We start from the raw sequence: 17,502 nt of genomic DNA on the forward strand, positions 1-17,502 counted from the left end.
CAGCGGGCCGATTCTGATCCGAGGACTGGCTCCCCGCGATGTTCAGAGTGCACGGATTGTATCGGCTGGTGTTGCTTTCATACCGCGCCGCTGTCGGCATTCCGCTCACGACAGGGCGGCATGACACACGAATAATTTGCCGCAAGGCGTAGTAAGCAGGCAGATGTTCACGTGAGCTATCGATCGTAGGAAAGAGCGTTTCGCGACAGGGTAAGGGGTAATGCGATGATTCAGCACACGTGGTTCAGAGCCGGCGACAGGCGGCTGTTCGCACTAGCAGCGGCGGCAGCACTCTGCGCCGCGTGCACGACCGATCAGGCTACGGGACCGGGCGAGGAGCCCAAGGGTCCGCCGCTGTCGTTCGATATCTCGGCCGCAACGCCGGTCGGCGACAACCCGCGCGCAATCGCGGCTGCGGACCTCGACGGCGACGGCGTACCCGATTTGATCACCCCGAACCTCGGGCCGGGCAACGCGTCCGTACTCTTCGGCGATGGCAGGGCAGGCGTGCGACAGGTGGTTGAGGTCGCCGCCGGACCTGCCGCGTTGCGTAACGTTACTGCGGACCTGAACAATGACGGCAACCAGGATATTGCGACGATCAACGTCAGCGACGAGACCGTCACGGTGCTGCATGGTGACGGCGCAGGCGGGTTCGGCGAGCCGGTCGCGTATGAGGCGGGTGACGGCCCGTCCGGTGTGATCGCCGTCGACCTGAATGGCGACGATCTGCTTGACCTCGCGACCGCCAACTATGACGGGGACGACATCAGCATCATGCTGGCCGACGGCACCGGGTACGCCCCACCCGTGCATGTCGCCGCGGGCGACGGAACCGCCGACATCGTGGCCGCGGACGTCAATGGCGATGGCCGGATCGACCTGGTTACCGGCAACCACCACTCCGACGATGTGAGCGTGCTGCTCGGCGACGGCGCGGGCGGGGTCGCGCCTGCGGTCTCCTCGCCAGCGGGCGACGGTCCACACGGAATCGCCGTGGCAGATTTCAATGGAGACGGGCACGTCGACCTCGCGACACCAGACTACGAGGGAGACACTACATCGGTACTTATCGGAAGCGGCGACGGCACCTTCGCCGCGCCAACGATGCTTCCCGCTGGCGACGGTCCGACGGGGTTGGTCGCGGTTGACCTTGACGGTGATGGCGCGATCGACCTCGCGACCGCGAACTTCGAGTCCGACGACGTGTCTGTGCTTCCTGGCAACGGTGACGGCACGTTTCGGGACCCGGTGTACGTGTACGCCGGGGACGGTGCGGTGAAGATCGTCGCCGTTGATCTCGATGGTGACGGCCTACTCGACCTCGCCACCGCCAACTCCCACGACGACAACGTCACCGTGCTCCGCAATAGCACCAGTCAGTGACCAATCGTTTACCGGTGGCGTATGACAATTAGACATATCGTCCGGTATGGTCGCCCGGTAGGTAATCCGACGACGCACGCCGGGGCAGGAGACGACGATGACGGCAGCGATCGTGGCGCAGGGGCTGGTGAAGCGGTACGGCGAGACGACCGCGCTCAACGGTTTCGATCTCGAGGTGGCCGAGGGCACTGTGCTCGGTCTACTTGGCCCCAACGGTGCGGGAAAGACGACAGCGGTGCGGGTGTTCGCCACCTTGATCGAACCCGACGCGGGACACGCGGAGGTTGCCGGGCTCGACGTGGTACGGCAGGCCCGGCAGGTTCGCCAGACCATCGGCCTGTCTGGCCAGTATGCCGCCGTCGACGAGATGCTCACTGGGCAGGAGAACCTCGAACTGCTCGGCCGGCTGCACCACCTCGGCCGGCGTGGCGCGCGGTCGCGTGCATGGGAGCTCCTCGAACGATTCGGGCTCACCGAGGCGGCGAACCGTAGGCTCAAGGAGTACTCCGGTGGTATGCGGCGCAGGCTCGACCTGGCGGGTGCACTCGTTGCCCGACCGAAGGTGCTCATCCTCGACGAACCCACCACTGGACTCGACATCCGTAGCAGGGAGGCCACCTGGGAGACCGTCGGTGAGCTGGTGTCGGGTGGATCCACGCTGCTGCTCACAACGCAGTACTTGGAAGAGGCGGACCGGTTCGCCGACCGCATCGCCGTGATTGAGCACGGTGCCGTCCTAGCCGGCGGCACACCCGATGAGCTGAAGAACCAGGTCGGGGGTCACCGGCTCGAGGTGACCCTATCGCGCCCCGCCGATCTCTCCCGGGCCCGGAGTGTGCTCGCGTCGGTCTCGGCGGGTGAACCGGTATCCGACGCGGAGGGTCACCTCTCGGTGACCGTCACGGCCGCCGACGGAGTGCTGGTAGACGGGATACGGCGTCTCGATGCGGCCGGGATTGAGGTCGTGGACGCGTCGCTACGCAGACCCACACTGGATGACGTATTCCTCGCGCTCACCGGTCGCATCGTCGAGCCCCCCATCGAGTCTTCCTCGGAGAAAGAGGCGCAGGAGGTAGTGCGGTGAGCTCATTGGTGTGGGCCGTCGGAGACGGCATGGTGCTGGCGAAGCGGAACCTGATCAGGACGTTGCGAATGCCCGACCTGTTCATGTCCTCGCTGATCATGCCGATTATGTCCACGCTGCTGTTCGCCTACATCTTCGGCAGCGCTATCGAGGCCCCCGGTGTGTCGTACCGAGAATTCTTGCTCGCCGGTGTGTTCGTACAAACCGTCGTGTTCAATTCGGTGATCACAGGCGCCGGGTTAGCCGAGGACATCCAAAGAGGCATCGTGGACCGGTTTCGGTCACTGCCGATATCGCCCTATTCTGTACTTTTCGGGCGGACCGCCAGTGATCTGGCGAATAATGTCCTGTCGCTGGCCGTCATGGTGTTGGCCGGTCTGCTCGTGGGATGGCGGATAGACAGCTCGTTTGGCGAGGGAGTAGCGGGTCTTCTGCTCCTACTGGCGTTCGCCTACGCACTGTCGTGGCTGCTCGCCGTGGTGGGGCTATCCGTGCGAGCGCCGGAGGTCGTGAGTAACGCCAGCTTCATGGTGATCATGCCGATGTCGTTCATCGCCAACACCTACGTCAGCCCCGAAGGCTTTCCCGGGCCGCTACGCGTGATCGCCGAGTGGAACCCCGTTTCCGCGGTGGCGCAGGCGGCGCGGGAGCTGTTCGGCAACACCAACCCAGCTTACCCGCCGGGCGACACCTGGCCGCTACAAAATCCCATAGTCGCCTCGATCGGGTGGATCGTACTCATCCTTGTGATCTTCGTGCCACTGGCCACGCACCGGTACCGCAAGGCGGTGCGCCGCTGACCAAGTAGGCTCCGCGCGCCCGGTCCGGTGTCCGGTCCGGGCGCGCGGCGTGCTCATAGCGGCAGGCCGAGCTGGGTCGCGACGGTCAGGAAGTCGTAGTACAGCTTGCCGCTGGCGATCCTGCCGTCCCGGAAGTAGTAGAGCTCACAGCTCAGTCCGCGGATCCGGCTACCTGTCGGCGGGTGGAGTTCCCCGTTCGGTAGCGGGAACGGCGCGGTGTGTGTGCCCTCGTTGACCACCTCAGCTACCGCAATATCTCCGCAAACGATCAGATTAACGATCTCGACCTGGGCATCCGGCATCGGCGCTCGGTTCAGCTCTTGGCGCCTGCGCCACCCCGCCGGCCCATGGACGACCTCGCCGGTCGGAACGTCAACGCCCTCGTAGTCCTCGGTCAGCAGCGCCATCGCACAGTCGAGATTGTTCTCATTGAAGTTTCGGTATAGCGCGCGGAGGGTCTCCTCGTTGCGACTTCGCTCAGTCATGTCACGATCTCCGTCCGATTCTGCCGGTCACTACATGCCCGTTGTACCCGGCACCAATATCTGACTTCTTCTTATCGACTGGGAATTTCACCCGGACCGCGTTTCGAAGAACCGCGCAAGCCAGAATAAGACCTACCGCTGCACCTCGGCCTATAACGGGAATGAGCTTGGGTTGCCAAGGAACTGCGAATGCAAGGAGAAGACCCGTGCGCAAGAATGCGGTAGGTAGGTGGTGGTTCGCGGCGCCGGTCGCAGTGGCGCTGGTGGCCTCCGGTTGCACCACGGACAACGACGGCGGGGAGCGACCGCCGCCGGTTTCCTCGACCACGTCGGCCGCCTCGACCCCAGCACTGGAGCCAAGGACCCCTGAGCCGGGCCCGCCGCCGGAGACATCCGCCGCGTTCGCGTCCGCCATGGTCTATCCCGCCGGCGACGCGGCCGCGGACATCCTCGCGGCGGATCTGAACAACGACGGCCATCTCGACCTCGCCACGCCGAACTACAACTCGAACGATGTCGCGGTGCTGATGGCAGACGGTACCGGCGGCTTCCTGCCGCCTGTCACGCTAGCCGCTGGTCGCACGCCGAACGGCCTGGTTGCCGCCGACTTCAACGGCGACAACTGGCTCGACCTCGTCGCAGCGAACTTGGGATCGGACGAGATTTCGGTGTATCTAAACGATGGCCAAGGCGGATTTGGTGAACCGGTGTTCACCCCCGCGGGGGATGGTGCGGCCCGGATCGTAGCCCGGGACCTTAACGGCGACGGCAACCTCGACCTGGCGACTCCGAATCTCAATGGCGACAATGTGACCGTGCTGCTCGGCGATGGGCAGGGCGGATTCGGCGAAGCATCGCACTTTCCGGCCGGGGACGGCGCGCTGCGCCTGTCGATCGCCGACATCACCCGCGACGCCAAGTTTGACCTGATCGTATCGAACTACAACTCGGGCAGCATCAGCGTTCTCGAGGGCGACGGCCGTGGCCGCTTCGGCCCACCGTCGGACTACCCAGCGGGGGACACGGCCTCCGGGGCGGCGCTCGCCGACTTCAACGGCGACGGCGTGCTGGACGTCGCGAGCGCCTTGTACGAAGTGGACCAGGTTGCGGTGCTGCTCGGCGACGGACAGGGTGGATTCGGCGCTCCGACGATTCTGACCTCCGGGGTGCACCCGGGTGACCTTGCCACCGGCGACTTCAACGGCGACGGCTACCAGGATATCGTGGCGCCGAACTTCGACTCCGACGACGTGACGTTGTTCCACGGCGACGGGCGGGGTGGATTCGCCGTACCGGAGAACATCGCGGTCGGTGCGGGGTCACCCGCGATCGTGGTGGCGGATTTCAACGGTGACGGCAAGGCCGACTTCGCAACGGCAAACTCCCTGGACGACAACGTATCGGTGTTACTCAACACCACCGGCGGCTGACATCGGTGGATGGATTGCTCCCGTCGGCCATCCGCGCCGGCACGTTCCCACCCAGGCCCGGGTCGGGAATCGCGATTCGACAAGCGCTGTGCGCCCTGGTCAGGGCACACAGCGCTTGTCGTCAGGCAACCTAGAGCAACCGAGCGAAGGGTATCGGTGATGATGCTGAGTTCCCAGGCAGCCTCGGTCTGGCGGCCCCGCCCGAGCTGGAGTCGAGATTGTGGATGACTCGGTGCGCGGCGGAGTACGACACACTAAAGGCCGATCGCTCGTACCGGCCCAGCCGGTGCCTGACGGCTCGTTCGGGGCTGCAAGCCCGACGGCGCCTGGGCTAGGATCTATTCATATATGGAGGCGTTTGAGTTCCTGGTGGTCTCCCCTGCCTTCAAAGCAGGTGGGCCTGGCTCAGCCTGGCCGGCGGGTTCGATTCCTGTCCGCCTCCGCCAAGGACGTCTACGGGGTGGTACATCGATGGTTGTGGCCGAGGACTCGGTGCGTCTGACTCGGTACGCCCGCGGCGGGGGCTGTGCCTGCAAGATCCCGCCGGGGGAGCTGGAGGCCGCATTGGGCGGTGTTCTCGGCCCCCTGACCGAGCCAACTCATGAGCTGCTCGTCGGCCTAGAGACTGGCGACGACGCCGCGGCGGTTCGGCTCTCCGGCGACACCGCGATCATCGCGACCACCGACTTCTTCACCCCAGTCGTCGACGACCCATACGACTGGGGCAGGATCGCCGCCGCGAACGCCCTGTCCGACATCTACGCGATGGGCGGGGATCCGATCCTGGCCGTCAATCTGTTGGCTTGGCCGCGTGACCTGCTGCCGATGTCGACTGCGAGCGAGGTGCTGCGCGGTGGCCAGGACATCACCCGCGAGGCGGGTTGTCATCTCGCCGGGGGCCACAGCATCGACGACGCCGAACCGAAGTACGGGATGGCGGTTACCGGAATCGGCGATGCCCGTCGGTTGTTACGCAACGACGCCGGACGGGCGGGGATGCCGCTAAGCCTGACCAAGCCGCTGGGCGTCGGCGTCCTGAACTCGCGGCACAAGGCGACTGGTGAGATCTTCCCGGCCGCTGTCGCCACGATGACCATCCTGAACCGGGACGCCTCCCACGCAGCCCTGCGCGCCGGGGTGACCTGCGCGACCGACGTGACCGGCTTTGGTCTGCTCGGGCATTTACACAAGCTCGCGCGCGCCAGCGGGGTGACGGCGGTCGTCGACGCGGCCGCGGTGCCGTACCTGGACGGCTCCCGCGAGGCCGTCCGGGACGGGTTCGTCAGTGGAGGTAGCCGCCGTAACCTCGACTGGGTGCGGCCGCACACCCGTTGGGGCCCGGGCGTCACCGAGTGGGAGCGGCTGCTGCTCGCTGACGCGCAGACCTCCGGTGGCCTGCTGATCACGGGGGAGATCCCCGGAGCCACCGTAATCGGCGAGCTGGTTCCCGCCGATGGCGAGCACACCCTGGTCGTCGGGTGACCGCCGACCCGCGCCGGCACATCCCCCGCACCGACACGCTGCTCGCCGATCCACGTCTGTCCGAGGCACACCAATTGTTCGGCGCCGACGTAGTGAAGCAGGCGATCCGAGAGGCCCAGCAGCGGGCCCGGGACGACCGGATCAAGCCCGCCGATGTCCTGCCCGCCGCGCTCGCCGCACTGCCGCCGGCCCCCGCACCGCTGAGCCGGGTCATCAACGCGACCGGCGTGGTGCTGCACACCAACCTCGGCCGCGCCCCGCTGTCGGCGGCGGCCGTCGCGGCTGTCACCGCCGCCACCGGATACACCGACATCGAGTACGACGTGACCACCGGCGCCCGTGCCCGCCGCGGCCGTAGCGCCCTCGATGCCTTACGGGCCGCGGTGCCCGACGCCGGCGACGTGCACGTGGTCAACAACGGGGCGGCCGCGCTCGTGCTGGCCGCCACCGCACTCGCGGCGCGCCGGGAGATCGTCGTCGCCCGGTCCGAGATGGTGGAGATCGGCGACGGCTTCCGACTACACGAACTACTAGCAAGCACCGGCGCCCGACTGCGCGAGGTCGGCGCCACCAACCGGGCGCACCTACGCGACTACACCGAAGCCGTTTCCCCGCGGACTGGATTCATCCTCAAGGTCCACCCCTCCAACTTCCGGATCGAGGGCTTCACCTCGGCGGTCGGCGTAGCCGAGTTGGCCAGGCTACCGGTCCCGGTGGTCGCCGACATCGGGTCAGGGCTGCTGCGCCCGGAACCACTGCTTCCCGACGAACCAGACGCCGCCACCTGGCTGCGCGAGGGCGCGACGGTCGTGACCGCGAGCGGTGACAAACTGCTCGGCGGCCCGCAAGCTGGGCTCCTGCTCGGCCGCCAAGAGGTGATCGAGACGCTACGCCGCCACCCTCTCGCCCGGGCACTGCGCGTCGACAAGCTCACCCTCGCCGCGCTGGAGGCGACCCTTCGCCAGCCCGTCACCCCCACCGCCTTAGCCCTACACGCCTACGAGGGGGAACTGCGGGAACGCGCAGAGAGGCTGGCAGCCCGGCTGGTGGCGAGCGGCGCCGCCGCGACAGTGACACCCAGCGACGGGGTCGTCGGCGGCGGCTCGGCGCCAGGCTTGCGGCTGCCCGGCTGGGCTGTCCGACTTCCACCAGGGCTCGCCGAGCCGCTGCGCCGCGGCGTGCCCTGCGTGGTCGGCCGGATTCACGACGGCCACCTCCTGCTGGACCTGCGCTGTGTCCCACCAGTCGAGGACGAGGTGGTGGCCCAGGCGGTGGAGTGCGCATGTTCGTGATCGCCACAGCTGGCCACGTGGACCACGGAAAGTCGACGCTGGTACGGGCACTGACCGGCATGGAACCCGACCGTTGGGCCGAGGAACGCCGCCGCGGCATGACCATCGACCTCGGGTTCGCCTGGACCACCCTCGACAACGAACACATGACCGCGTTCGTCGACGTGCCCGGCCACCAGCGATTCGTCTCGAACATGCTGGCCGGCGTCGGGCCGGTCACCGCCGTCCTGTTCGTCGTCGCCGCCGACGAGGGCTGGCGACAGCAGTCGGCGGAGCACCTGGCGGCACTGCAGGCCCTTGACGTGTGCCACGGCGTCCTCGCGGTCACCCGCTGCGACCTCGCTGACCCCAAGCCGACGATCGCCCAGGCACGCGAGCGGCTGCGGGACACCGGTCTGGCCGGAATGCCCGCGGTCGCGGTGTCCGCCGCCTCCGGCCACGGCCTCGACGCTCTGCGCACCGCGTTGCGTGAACTCACGCGGGCGCTTCCCGCGCCTCGGCCGGGTCCATCGAGACTGTGGGTCGATCGATCCTTCACCGTACGGGGAAGCGGCACCGTGGTCACCGGAACACTCGGGTCAGGCACCATGGCGGTTGGCGACGAACTCGTGCTCGAACCCGCAGGTAGACCCGTACGGATCCGCGGCCTGCAAAGTCTCAAGACCAAGGTCGAGCGAGCCAAGGCGGTGTCCCGGCTAGCGGTCAACCTACGCGGCCTCGGCGCCAACGAGGTCCGACGCGGGTACGCGCTGGTCCAGCCGGGCGCCTTCACGAGGGTCACCACCATGGACGTACGGCTGATAAGGCAAGCCGACAGGATACCTACCCACCTCGTCCTGCATACCGGATCGGCGGCGGTGCCCGTACGCCTGAGAAAACTCGGATCACACGCCGCCCGCCTCACCCTGACCACCGCGCTACCGCTACACATGGGCGAGCGGGGCCTGCTGCGCGACCCAGGTGCCCAGCACATCGTCGCCGGCGTCGTCGTTCTCGACACCTTCCCAGCGCGACTGAACGCTCGAGGCGACGCCAAGCGCCGGGCCCACCAACTGACGCGGATGAACGATCAGCCCGATGTAGCGTCCGAGATCACCCGCCGTGGAGCCGTGCGCCGCGACGCGCTCGTCACCGCCGGCGTCCTGGCCCGGGAAGCCGGGACACCGCTGGATGCTATCGCCGCGGGTGAGTGGCTGGTCGACCCGACCGTCTGGAAGACCTGGGTGTCCGCGCTGAGCGCTGCCGTCGACGAGTGGACGGCAGCGAACCCGCTGTCACCCGGTCTCGCGCCGGAGGCGGCGGCCCGGCGAGTCAGCATCGCCGATCCTCGGCTGATCGAAGCGCTTATCACCGACGCAGGGCTTGTCCTCGACAGCGGCGGCGTGCGCCGCAAGGATGCCAAGACGCACTTCCCCGCACCAGTGCGCCGAGCGATCGACGAGATCCACGCGCGACTGCGCGAGGACCCGTTCGCCGCTCCCAGCGCCGAGGAGCTCACACGACACCGGTTGTCCCGCCAACACCTCGCCGCCGCGGTCAACGCCGGTCTGCTCTGCCGTCTCGCACCCGATGTCTACCTGCTACCCGACGCACCGGCCGAGGCGGCGCGCCGACTCGCGAGCATCGAGCAACCGTTCACCGTCAGCCAGGCCCGCACCGCATGGGGCACCAGCCGCCGCGTCGCGCTGCCGCTGCTGGAGCATCTCGACAAGCAGGGTGCGACCCGACGCGTGAACAACACGCACCGGGTCATTAGCTCCCCATTGCCGTAGCTAGGCCCTCCCCTAAGTTCCGTGTCAGCGGTATGGTTCGTCGTCCGCAGACACAGCGTCATCCCTTCTGGAAAGCTGCTGGCCCGCCAGGTTTGCCGACGGCATCAACATCCTGTCAACTGCAGGGTCCGACCTCGGCTTTTTCGGCAAGAACATCCTGCTGGCCGTGCTCGGGTTCCGGACCCCGCAGTACGTGCGGTACGTCTTCGAGGACCGCATCTTCAGCAACGTTCCGCCCGCGAAGGTCTCCATGCCGATCAACCTGCGTCGGAATGCTTCCTGCTCACAGCGGAGTGGCTGCTGATCCTCACGGTGGCGACCTTCTTCGGCTGGGCGGTGACGCAGGGCTGAGCTGCCCGGGGCCGGGCGTCCCGGGCAGCTCACACCGAGACGGTCTCCGTCCGGGGTAGGTCGGCGGAGAGGGCCAGCACGGTGATCCGTTCCGCGTGTGGGGTGACCAGCTCCACAAGCAGGTCCTGCGCAGCGGTCATGGCCTCGTCGGGGACCGCCGACGCGCTGACCCGCTCCAGGATGAAGACGACCCGTCGGGTGGCGGGAGTAACCTTGCAGCGGTCACAGTCGCGGTGGTTCCAGTGCCGGGTCAGCACCTCCGAACCGGCCGTGTACACCACCTCACCGGGGGCCGGCTCCTCCCGCCGGTCCGTCTCGTTGAGCGGGGTGAATCCATCGCCCGGTTGGGCCGGGCGCACGACCACCGGCTCGTCGATGCTGGCGACGTCGAAGGCGCCGGCCGGAATCCCGTGCCGCACCGACACCAGGTTGTACGCGTCGACCACGGGATTCACTCTGGGTAGCCGTCCCACCTTGGCCAGGCGGCGGCTCAACGCGTCCACGCTGGGCCGCGTCCGCCGAGGGTTGGTGCCGAACCGTCGGTACGCCTCGTGCCATGAGGCGATCGTGGGCTGGGACTCGTCGTGCGGCTGCCACCTGCCCGCTGCCAGGTCTGCCGTCAACTCGTCAATCAGTCGATCGGTGAGCGGCCACGACCCGTCGTTACGGACGCCGTCGGCTAGGACCAGTCGCACCTGGCTCTCGGGGAAGTCCGCCAGCACCGCGTCGTCGAGTCCGAAGTAGAGCGCCATGTCGTCCTCCCGGATGGGCCCATGGCGGGCGAGTCGATCCATACTAGGCTACGGAATCAGAAGGTTAGGGTTCGAATCCCTTCGGGCGCGCAAGATCGAAATGGGTCCGGGCTTGCGGACCTGCGTGGCACCATCCCGTCCAGGTGCCCGCGGCCCTCACGCGCCTCGGCGAGGATCTCCGGCCGACGCCGGGCCACGTAGTTGCGCACCGTCGAGCCCGAGCGCCCGCGCCCATTCCCGGCGTCGACCTGTCCCTGATGCTGTGGGCTGGGCACACCCTTGAACAGATCCCCGTCGGGGACTACGCCACCCGGCTGCTCACCCCACGCCGCAGCGCCGAAGGTCTCGGCCCTGACCTGTTCGCCACGATGCTCACCGACCCGGCACCGGTCGAGCCACCGCACACCATCGGCGCCCACCACACCGGCACCGAGGAAGCCTCGGACGTGGCTGGCATCAACGAAAGGGCGCCCGCATGAGCGCGGCAACCGACCGGTGGGCCGCTCAGCCCGGCCCGCACAAGGTTCTTTCCGCGGTCCGCGAACTGCTGCAGGACCGCCGCACCGGCAACGGCGTCACCGTCCGCGTCGAGCTCACCGCCATCGAACGAGCCCAAGTGGCCCGCTACCTTGGCGTAGCGTGGGACACATCCGGTCAGCCCGTAACCCTCGGCAAACTCCGCACCGCCCTAACCCGGACCGGCGACGACCTGCTCGACCTGCTGACCCGCACTGGCGGCGCCATCGACGACGTCCGCGGCCGCCGCGAACAAGCCGCCGCCCGCACCGCAGCCACCATCGACGCCGCCTACACCAGCCTCACCACCACAGGCCTTCCCGACCACGCCGTACAGCTTGCCCGCAAACGCCGTTGGCTCGGCACCGACCCCGACACCGCCACCCGCCGCTCCGACGACCTGCAACACCTGTGGCACGCTCTGCCCGGCACCGGCCGACCCCTGCTGAAATCACCAACACCCTCTACGGGGACCCGCACCGCCTCGACCGCGACCACGACCTCGGCCGCACCGCCGCCCGCCTGCTCGCAGCCGCCACCGCCACCGCCACCGCCGACCAGGCCGCCTCCGCCGCCGACACCGCGCTGACCGCTGACCAGTGGCGACACGTGTGGGCCGAGCACGGCATCAGCTGCGACGGAGTCTCCTCCACGGTCCTGATTCTCAACCTCTCCCTGACCGGGAAAGCCCCGGCAGCCCGGATCGCGGGTGCGGCAGCCGAACATGGCGAACCGGTATGGCTGACCAGCCGCAGCCTGCGAGCAGACTGGGCGCTCGCACCCGGACTGACCGTCGTACGCGCCTGCGAGAACCCCACCGTCGCCGAGACCGCCGCCGATCGACTTGGCACCGCTTGCCTACCGCTGGTGTGCATCTACGGACGACCCTCCTCAGCAGCATGGACACTGCTGCGCGGCCTCGCCGCCGCCGGCGTCCAACTACGGGTCACCGCTGACCGTGACACCGCAGGCCGCGGCTTCCTCACCGAAATGCTCGCCCTGCCCGGTGCCACCGAATGGCTGCCCGACGCCGATGGCCTGTACGAGGAAGCCCGGCTCGAAGCCTTGATCGCCGACCTCACTCCAACCAGCCGCGCGACAACTGACCCGGTGGTCCGGCTCCGTGAACGGCCCGCCACGCCATGACCGACGGAGCCAAGCCATAGCTAAGGGGCTGTCTCGGTGGACGACACCCTGGTCGATACCAAGACGAGCCTGGCTCACGGCGTCAGGGTGGGCAGCCAGCTCGCGGCGCACGAGTTCGCCTGGTCCCCACTGGCCTCCGTCGAGGGTGATTGTGTGGGAGGCGCCGTCGATGAACGCGGGCGACACGGACTGCACCGGGTAGCCGACGTCGGTGAGTTGACCTGGGCTGATCGTGCGCAGCGCGTCCCAGATGGTGGCGTCCATCGCGACCGGGTCGTGCCCGGCGCGGGCGCAGATCACCGCCTCGGGCTGGCCGGGGCCGCCGTGGAAGTGTTGCACCCAGCCTGGGTCGTCGTCGTAGACCTCGCTGGCGGGCTCTCCGAGAACCTGCTGGCCGCCGGCTGCCTTGTAGGCCGCTCGGAACGCCCGTTCGTTGCCCGGCGGGCCTTGACCGACCTGAATGGAGGACGAGCGGAGGACGTCATCGAGGCGGTCCAACGTGGTGAAGGTCTCGTGAGTACGTCTGCTGGCGAGATGAGGTGGGAGAAGCTCTGCCGCACCTCGGGGTAGACGTCGAGGTACATCGACAGCGAGTTGGCGTCCCACAGGGCGATGTCCTTGAGGCCGAGTCGATCGGCGTATCCGGGCAGCAGTGTGTGTATGCGGTCGATGCCGCCGTTGGCGGGCACACTGGACAGCAGCAGGTTTGTGGTGATGATCAGGTACTCCGGCTGCCGACCTGCGGTCACACGCCGGCGGGTCGGGTCGAGCCATGCGTCGAGTTCGGGCGTGATCTGCTGCCGGAGCCACTCGGCGTCCTTGGTTCGCAGTCGTAGGTGCGGTAGGTGTCGAGCGCTTCAGCCTGCGGGTAGATGACCGCGCCGCCTGCCAGTGTGAACACCTAGGCCACCTTCCGGCTCGCCAACGTCAACAGTGATGGGCTGATGGTGACAGAGGTTTCAGCGCACCCCAAGTCCGCGCCGGCCATTTCCACCAGCCCAGTGGGTGGGCAGGGCGCTGATAGGGGGCATTTCACATGATCTTCAGTCTGTGTAAGGACTACTGCCGACTTCCCTGGATCCAGCCCTGCCTGTGGCCTGCTACAGTCGGCCGGCCTGGTGGCGGTCGGAGGGGGAGACGGCGATGGCGAGGCCTTTCCGCGAGGCACTGTCGCAACTGCTCAAAGCGCGCTTCCCGATCCTCTACATAGAGTCGTACGAAGAGCATCGGGTGGTCGCGGAGGTGACGGCCGTAGCCCGCGATGCGGCCCTGATTCGTACTCCCAGGGCCGTCTGGACCTGGTCCGCGACAGAAGGACTGGTTCAGCCGGACGGTACCCCGAGGAAGGGCACGACGGACCCGGAGGATGCGCTCAACGCCGTGCTTCGGATCGACGAGCCCAGCGTGCTCATATTCAGGGACCTACACGCGGCGCACGGGGGTGGCGACAGGCCTGGGAGCCCGGGTGTGGTTCGGCGGTTGCGGGATGTGGCGGCGGCCTTCAAGTCCGGCCCGGTCGCGCGGGCCTTGGTGCTTATCTCTCCCGTGCTGCGGATTCCGGTGGAGCTGGAAAAGGACGTCACGATCGTCGACTTTCCGATGCCCAGTGAGCACGAGATCCGCATGGTGCTTGAAGGGATGATCGCGGCCAACTCCGCCAGCGGCCGGATCCGCATCGGCCTGGATGAGGTGGGGAGGGAGCGGTTGGCGAAGGCAGCTCTCGGCCTCACGCTGCAGGAGGCGGAGAACGCCTTCGCTCGTGCGATGGTCAACGACGGTGTGCTTGACCTTGACGACATCGCGGTGGTGCACGAGGAACAGCGGCAGACGGTACGCAAGTCGGGACTGCTCGAGTTCGTCGATGTCGATGTCAACCTGGCCGACGTCGGTGGTCTGGAAAATCTGAAGCGGTGGCTGGCCAAAAGGGATAGTTCCTGGCTGGCGGAGGCGGCGGAGTACGGGCTTCCCGCGCCGCGCGGTGTGCTGATCACTGGCGTGCCCGGCTGCGGCAAGTCGCTCACCGCAAAGGCCGTCGCCGCTAGCTGGGGCTTGCCGCTGCTGCGCTTCGACATCGGTCGGGTCTTCTCCGGACTGGTCGGATCCAGCGAGCAGAACGTGCGCAACGCTATCCGCACCGCCGAAGCCACCTCACCGTGCGTTCTCTGGGTCGACGAGATCGAGAAGGGCTTCGCCAGCGGCGGAGCCGCTGGTGACTCGGGAACGTCATCTCGCGTGTTCGGCACCTTCCTCACCTGGCTGCAGGAGAAGACGGAGCCCGTCTTCGTCATCGCGACCGCGAACAACATTGAAAGCCTCCCGCCTGAGATGCTGCGTAAGGGGCGCTTCGATGAGATCTTCTTCGTCGATCTTCCGACCATCGCGGAGCGCGCGTCGATCTGGGCCATGCACATCGCAAAGCGGATGAAGCATCCTGCTGTCGCCAGAGATCTCACCGTCGACGACGCACTGCTGAAGGAGCTCTCGGGGCTGAGTGAGGGCTATTCGGGAGCCGAGCTCGAGCAGGCGGTCATCGCCGGCCTTTTCGACGCCTTCTCGGAAAGACGCCCGTTGCGCAAGGACGATCTAGTCCACGGCGTGGTCAACATGGTGCCGCTCAGCGTGACCCAGGCGGAGCGGATCAGCGACATCCGCGCCTGGGCGAATATGCGTGCTGTGGCGGCCACGGCCGCGGAAGACTGGGACCCTCCTGGCCGTTCCGGGACCACCATTGCGTCCACGGCTCCTACCCAACCCGGCGATGCGCCACCCCCTCACAGTGGTGGAAGATCGGTCGATTTTTGATGTCGACGACAGGACCGAGGGGAGTGCCACATTGAGCGTCTCACTGATACTGGTGCCGCTGGCCGTGGCCACGGTCGCCGCCGTGCGCGGCGCCACCGCCAGCCGCGACGAGCGTGGTCGCGTCATCTGCCAGGTGCAGACGCGGATGCGGGATGAGACGTTGCTCTCGGCGGCGCTGCGCGAAACCAACGCCGTGGTCACCGCCGACCATCAGGAGATCGTGGCGTCCTGGAACCGCGTACAGGCGACTTTCCAGCGCGGGCCGGACGCGGTGTGGTCTGCGCACCTCACGGGTGACGTCGACGAGCAAGGAGCCGTCGACATCGTTCGGGCCATCGACGCCGAGTACGGGCGGCAGGTGCAGCGTACGGTGCTCGAGCGGCTGCGGGAACGCGCACCGGCCGCCGGACTTCGGCTCGAGTCGGAGACCGTCGCCGAGGATGCGAGCGTACGGATGGTGTTCGCTGTCGAGGGACGGCCGTCATGACGGAGAAGCCACAAATCCTGCTGACCGTGACGAGCGCGGGCATCGTGAGCGCCGAGACCAAGGGCCTGGCGGGAAGCGGCTGCCTCGACTACATCACGATCCTGGAAGATTTACTCGACGCACACACCATTGAAAGTGCCTACACCGCCGACTACACCAGAACGAACGTGAACACGCAGAACCTCCAGGAAGAGCGCAATGTCGAACGTGCCTAACGAACCGTGGACACCTCCACTGCCTCCCGCCAACCCGGGCGCGAGCCTGCAATGGCGGATCCTGCACAGCTGGTGGCTCCTGCTCCCAATTTGCGGCATGGGCTGCCTCGCCGGAGCAGGCTTCCTCTACGTCGGGCTTCGCGCCCGACGGCCGGACTGGTGGATCCCCGGCATCGCCTACACCGTCATCGGTGTAGGCGCCTTCTCCTTCGCCGACGACTCAGGCGAGACGACCACCGTGGGCAGCTGGGCTGCCGGCGCGTTCGTGGCCATCTGGGCGGCGAGCTTCTTGCACGCCTGCCTCATCAACTCGGCGTGGCTGCGCTGGCGGGCAACTCACACTCCCTGGTACGCGCAGCCAACCGCACCACCGCCGACCTGGACCGGCAGCCCCAACCCCCCGACGTCCCCCGGGCCATCGAGCTACACGCCGACATCCCCGCCACCATCGGTCGCCGACATCATGCCGAACCCGGCCACCTCCTACGGGGCTGGGCCAGCAGCAGAACCAGCGCCTTCGCAGCAGTCGTACGGCACGCCGCCGCAGCCCTCCACGGTCTCGCCAGCCACGGCCGGAGACCCGGCGGCCATCGATGTCAACACGGCCACCTTCGAGCAGCTCGCTGCGCTCCCGCACCTCCACACAGACCGCGTACACCAGGTGATCGCCGAGCGGCAGGCACGCCGGGGGTTCGGCAGCGTAGAGGAGATCGCCGCAGTGGCGAATCTTGCACCGCACGAGTTCGCCCATCTCCGGAACCTGCTGACCTGCACACCTCCGCAGTGGCAGCAGCCTGGCCAAGCGCCGCCACCACCCCACGGCCGTGTGCTCGATGTCTGATGACGAACTCGCTCCTCGACCTACCATCAACTCGGCGGTGGTGTCAGTAGCGAGGTTCCTTGGTTCAACTCACGCGGAGGGACCGGGCGAGCGCACCGCGGTCTGGGTACAGGGCTGCGCCATCCGGTGCCCCGGCTGCTTCAACCCGTACATGTGGAGCTTCCGAGGCGGGGAACAGGTAGCAACAGACGACCTGGTGACCCGCATCCTCGACTCGGGCACCGCCGGGCTGACGCTGCTCGGCGGGGAACCCTTCGATCAAGCCGCCGCATTGTCCAAGGTCACTCGCGCGGTACGGAGCGCTGGCCGATCGGTCATGACCTTCACCGGATACACCGAGGCGCAGCTGCGGCAGGCCATCGAGGCGGGCCGCGCCGATGTTGCCGCGCTGCTCGGCGAGACGGACCTGCTCGTTGCTGGACCTTTCCTCAACGACCGGATCGACCCCGTTCGGCCCTGGGTCGGCTCGACGAACCAGGAGTTCGTCGTGCTGAGCGACCGCTTCCCGCATCTACTCGACCATCTGCGACGCACGCCCGACCGCGTCGAGATAAACGTCGACACCTCCGGCCAGATCGCGATCAACGGGTGGGCGGAGCTGGAGTTGCTGGACGAGCTGCTCGCGCCAGTGGCCCGACCCCTACGCAACCGGTGACTCCCG

19 protein-coding genes and 1 tRNA gene are annotated in these 17,502 nt (G+C 67.5%); 17 read left to right on the forward strand and 3 right to left on the reverse strand.

Annotation, left to right across the window (positions count from 1 at the left end; translation table 11 throughout):
- Positions 1–225 precede the first annotated feature (225 nt).
- From B116_RS0106410 to B116_RS0106420, 3 genes are all read left to right on the forward strand, one after another.
- A complete protein-coding gene (locus tag B116_RS0106410) occupies positions 226–1,386 on the forward strand; it encodes an FG-GAP repeat domain-containing protein (RefSeq protein WP_027659537.1) in 1,161 nt (386 codons plus the stop codon).
- A gap of 97 nt (positions 1,387–1,483) precedes the next feature.
- The gene (locus tag B116_RS0106415; protein WP_027659538.1) at positions 1,484–2,470 is read left to right on the forward strand and encodes a daunorubicin resistance protein DrrA family ABC transporter ATP-binding protein; all 987 of its coding nucleotides are present in this window, start codon (positions 1,484–1,486) and stop codon (positions 2,468–2,470) included.
- A gap of 29 nt (positions 2,471–2,499) precedes the next feature.
- Positions 2,500–3,270, forward strand: coding sequence for an ABC transporter permease (locus B116_RS0106420; RefSeq protein WP_188115997.1), 771 nt, complete (start codon positions 2,500–2,502; stop codon positions 3,268–3,270).
- A gap of 53 nt (positions 3,271–3,323) precedes the next feature.
- On the opposite strand, the gene B116_RS0106425 is transcribed toward B116_RS0106420, so the two are convergent.
- On the reverse strand, positions 3,324–3,755 hold the full coding sequence (locus tag B116_RS0106425) for an ester cyclase (RefSeq protein ID WP_027659540.1): 432 nt from the start codon (positions 3,753–3,755) through the stop codon (positions 3,324–3,326).
- A 206-nt stretch (positions 3,756–3,961) separates the two neighbouring features.
- Here B116_RS0106425 and B116_RS0106430 point away from each other — a divergent pair, with 206 nt between their 5' ends.
- The 6 genes from B116_RS0106430 (at position 3,962) to B116_RS27780 (ending at position 10,035) form a co-directional block, all read left to right on the forward strand.
- Positions 3,962–5,185, forward strand: coding sequence for an FG-GAP repeat domain-containing protein (locus B116_RS0106430; protein ID WP_223874515.1), 1,224 nt, complete (start codon positions 3,962–3,964; stop codon positions 5,183–5,185).
- Positions 5,186–5,535: 350 nt separating this feature from the next.
- Positions 5,536–5,631, forward strand: a tRNA-Sec gene (locus B116_RS0106435).
- 25 nt (positions 5,632–5,656) lie between these two features.
- Positions 5,657–6,667: a selenide, water dikinase SelD gene (gene selD / locus B116_RS0106440; protein WP_027659542.1), complete on the forward strand. Its 1,011-nt coding sequence runs from the start codon at positions 5,657–5,659 to the stop codon at positions 6,665–6,667.
- Entirely contained in the window at positions 6,664–7,959 is a 1,296-nt protein-coding gene (selA, locus tag B116_RS0106445; RefSeq protein ID WP_027659543.1) for an L-seryl-tRNA(Sec) selenium transferase, read from the forward strand. Before selD ends, selA begins: the two co-directional genes overlap by 4 nt.
- Positions 7,950–9,731 carry a selenocysteine-specific translation elongation factor gene (gene selB, locus B116_RS0106450; RefSeq protein WP_027659544.1) on the forward strand — a complete coding sequence of 594 codons (1,782 nt, stop codon included), beginning with the start codon at positions 7,950–7,952 and terminating at the stop codon, positions 9,729–9,731. Before selA ends, selB begins: the two co-directional genes overlap by 10 nt.
- A 166-nt stretch (positions 9,732–9,897) precedes the next feature.
- On the forward strand, positions 9,898–10,035 hold the full coding sequence (locus B116_RS27780; RefSeq protein WP_188115998.1) for a hypothetical protein: 138 nt from the start codon (positions 9,898–9,900) through the stop codon (positions 10,033–10,035).
- A gap of 76 nt (positions 10,036–10,111) precedes the next feature.
- On the opposite strand, the gene B116_RS0106460 is transcribed toward B116_RS27780, so the two are convergent.
- Positions 10,112–10,834 carry a B3/B4 domain-containing protein gene (locus tag B116_RS0106460; RefSeq protein ID WP_018722013.1) on the reverse strand — a complete coding sequence of 241 codons (723 nt, stop codon included), beginning with the start codon at positions 10,832–10,834 and terminating at the stop codon, positions 10,112–10,114.
- A gap of 143 nt (positions 10,835–10,977) precedes the next feature.
- Here B116_RS0106460 and B116_RS24740 point away from each other — a divergent pair, with 143 nt between their 5' ends.
- From B116_RS24740 to B116_RS0106475, 3 genes are all read left to right on the forward strand, one after another.
- Entirely contained in the window at positions 10,978–11,313 is a 336-nt protein-coding gene (locus tag B116_RS24740; RefSeq protein ID WP_027659546.1) for a hypothetical protein, read from the forward strand.
- A 448-nt stretch (positions 11,314–11,761) separates the two neighbouring features.
- Positions 11,762–12,496 (forward strand): DUF2399 domain-containing protein, encoded by a 735-nt coding sequence (locus B116_RS28120; RefSeq protein ID WP_263404860.1) that lies wholly within the window; start codon positions 11,762–11,764, stop codon positions 12,494–12,496.
- Between the two features lie 36 nt (positions 12,497–12,532).
- Positions 12,533–13,066: a hypothetical protein gene (locus B116_RS0106475; RefSeq protein ID WP_027659547.1), complete on the forward strand. Its 534-nt coding sequence runs from the start codon at positions 12,533–12,535 to the stop codon at positions 13,064–13,066.
- A 175-nt stretch (positions 13,067–13,241) separates the two neighbouring features.
- Here B116_RS0106475 and B116_RS27320 read toward each other — a convergent pair whose 3' ends face one another.
- Entirely contained in the window at positions 13,242–13,397 is a 156-nt protein-coding gene (locus B116_RS27320) for a hypothetical protein (protein WP_155255718.1), read from the reverse strand.
- A gap of 242 nt (positions 13,398–13,639) precedes the next feature.
- Here B116_RS27320 and B116_RS0106485 point away from each other — a divergent pair, with 242 nt between their 5' ends.
- From B116_RS0106485 to B116_RS0106505, 5 genes are read left to right on the forward strand one after another with little or no spacing between them, the layout of a single operon-like run.
- Positions 13,640–15,298: an AAA family ATPase gene (locus B116_RS0106485; protein WP_026321678.1), complete on the forward strand. Its 1,659-nt coding sequence runs from the start codon at positions 13,640–13,642 to the stop codon at positions 15,296–15,298.
- Positions 15,299–15,329: 31 nt separating this feature from the next.
- Positions 15,330–15,785, forward strand: coding sequence for a hypothetical protein (locus B116_RS0106490; RefSeq protein ID WP_018722007.1), 456 nt, complete (start codon positions 15,330–15,332; stop codon positions 15,783–15,785).
- Positions 15,782–16,000 (forward strand): DUF2997 domain-containing protein, encoded by a 219-nt coding sequence (locus B116_RS0106495; RefSeq protein ID WP_011905833.1) that lies wholly within the window; start codon positions 15,782–15,784, stop codon positions 15,998–16,000. The genes B116_RS0106490 and B116_RS0106495 overlap by 4 nt, the downstream gene beginning before the upstream one ends.
- Positions 15,984–16,841: a ComEA family DNA-binding protein gene (locus B116_RS0106500; protein ID WP_082312739.1), complete on the forward strand. Its 858-nt coding sequence runs from the start codon at positions 15,984–15,986 to the stop codon at positions 16,839–16,841. Before B116_RS0106495 ends, B116_RS0106500 begins: the two co-directional genes overlap by 17 nt.
- On the forward strand, positions 16,834–17,496 hold the full coding sequence (locus B116_RS0106505) for a 4Fe-4S single cluster domain-containing protein (protein WP_026321676.1): 663 nt from the start codon (positions 16,834–16,836) through the stop codon (positions 17,494–17,496). Before B116_RS0106500 ends, B116_RS0106505 begins: the two co-directional genes overlap by 8 nt.
- The last annotated feature ends 6 nt before the right edge of the window (positions 17,497–17,502 follow it).

Origin of the sequence: Salinispora fenicalii, from assembly GCF_000514815.1 — a bacterium.
GTDB lineage: Bacteria > Actinomycetota > Actinomycetes > Mycobacteriales > Micromonosporaceae > Micromonospora > Micromonospora fenicalii.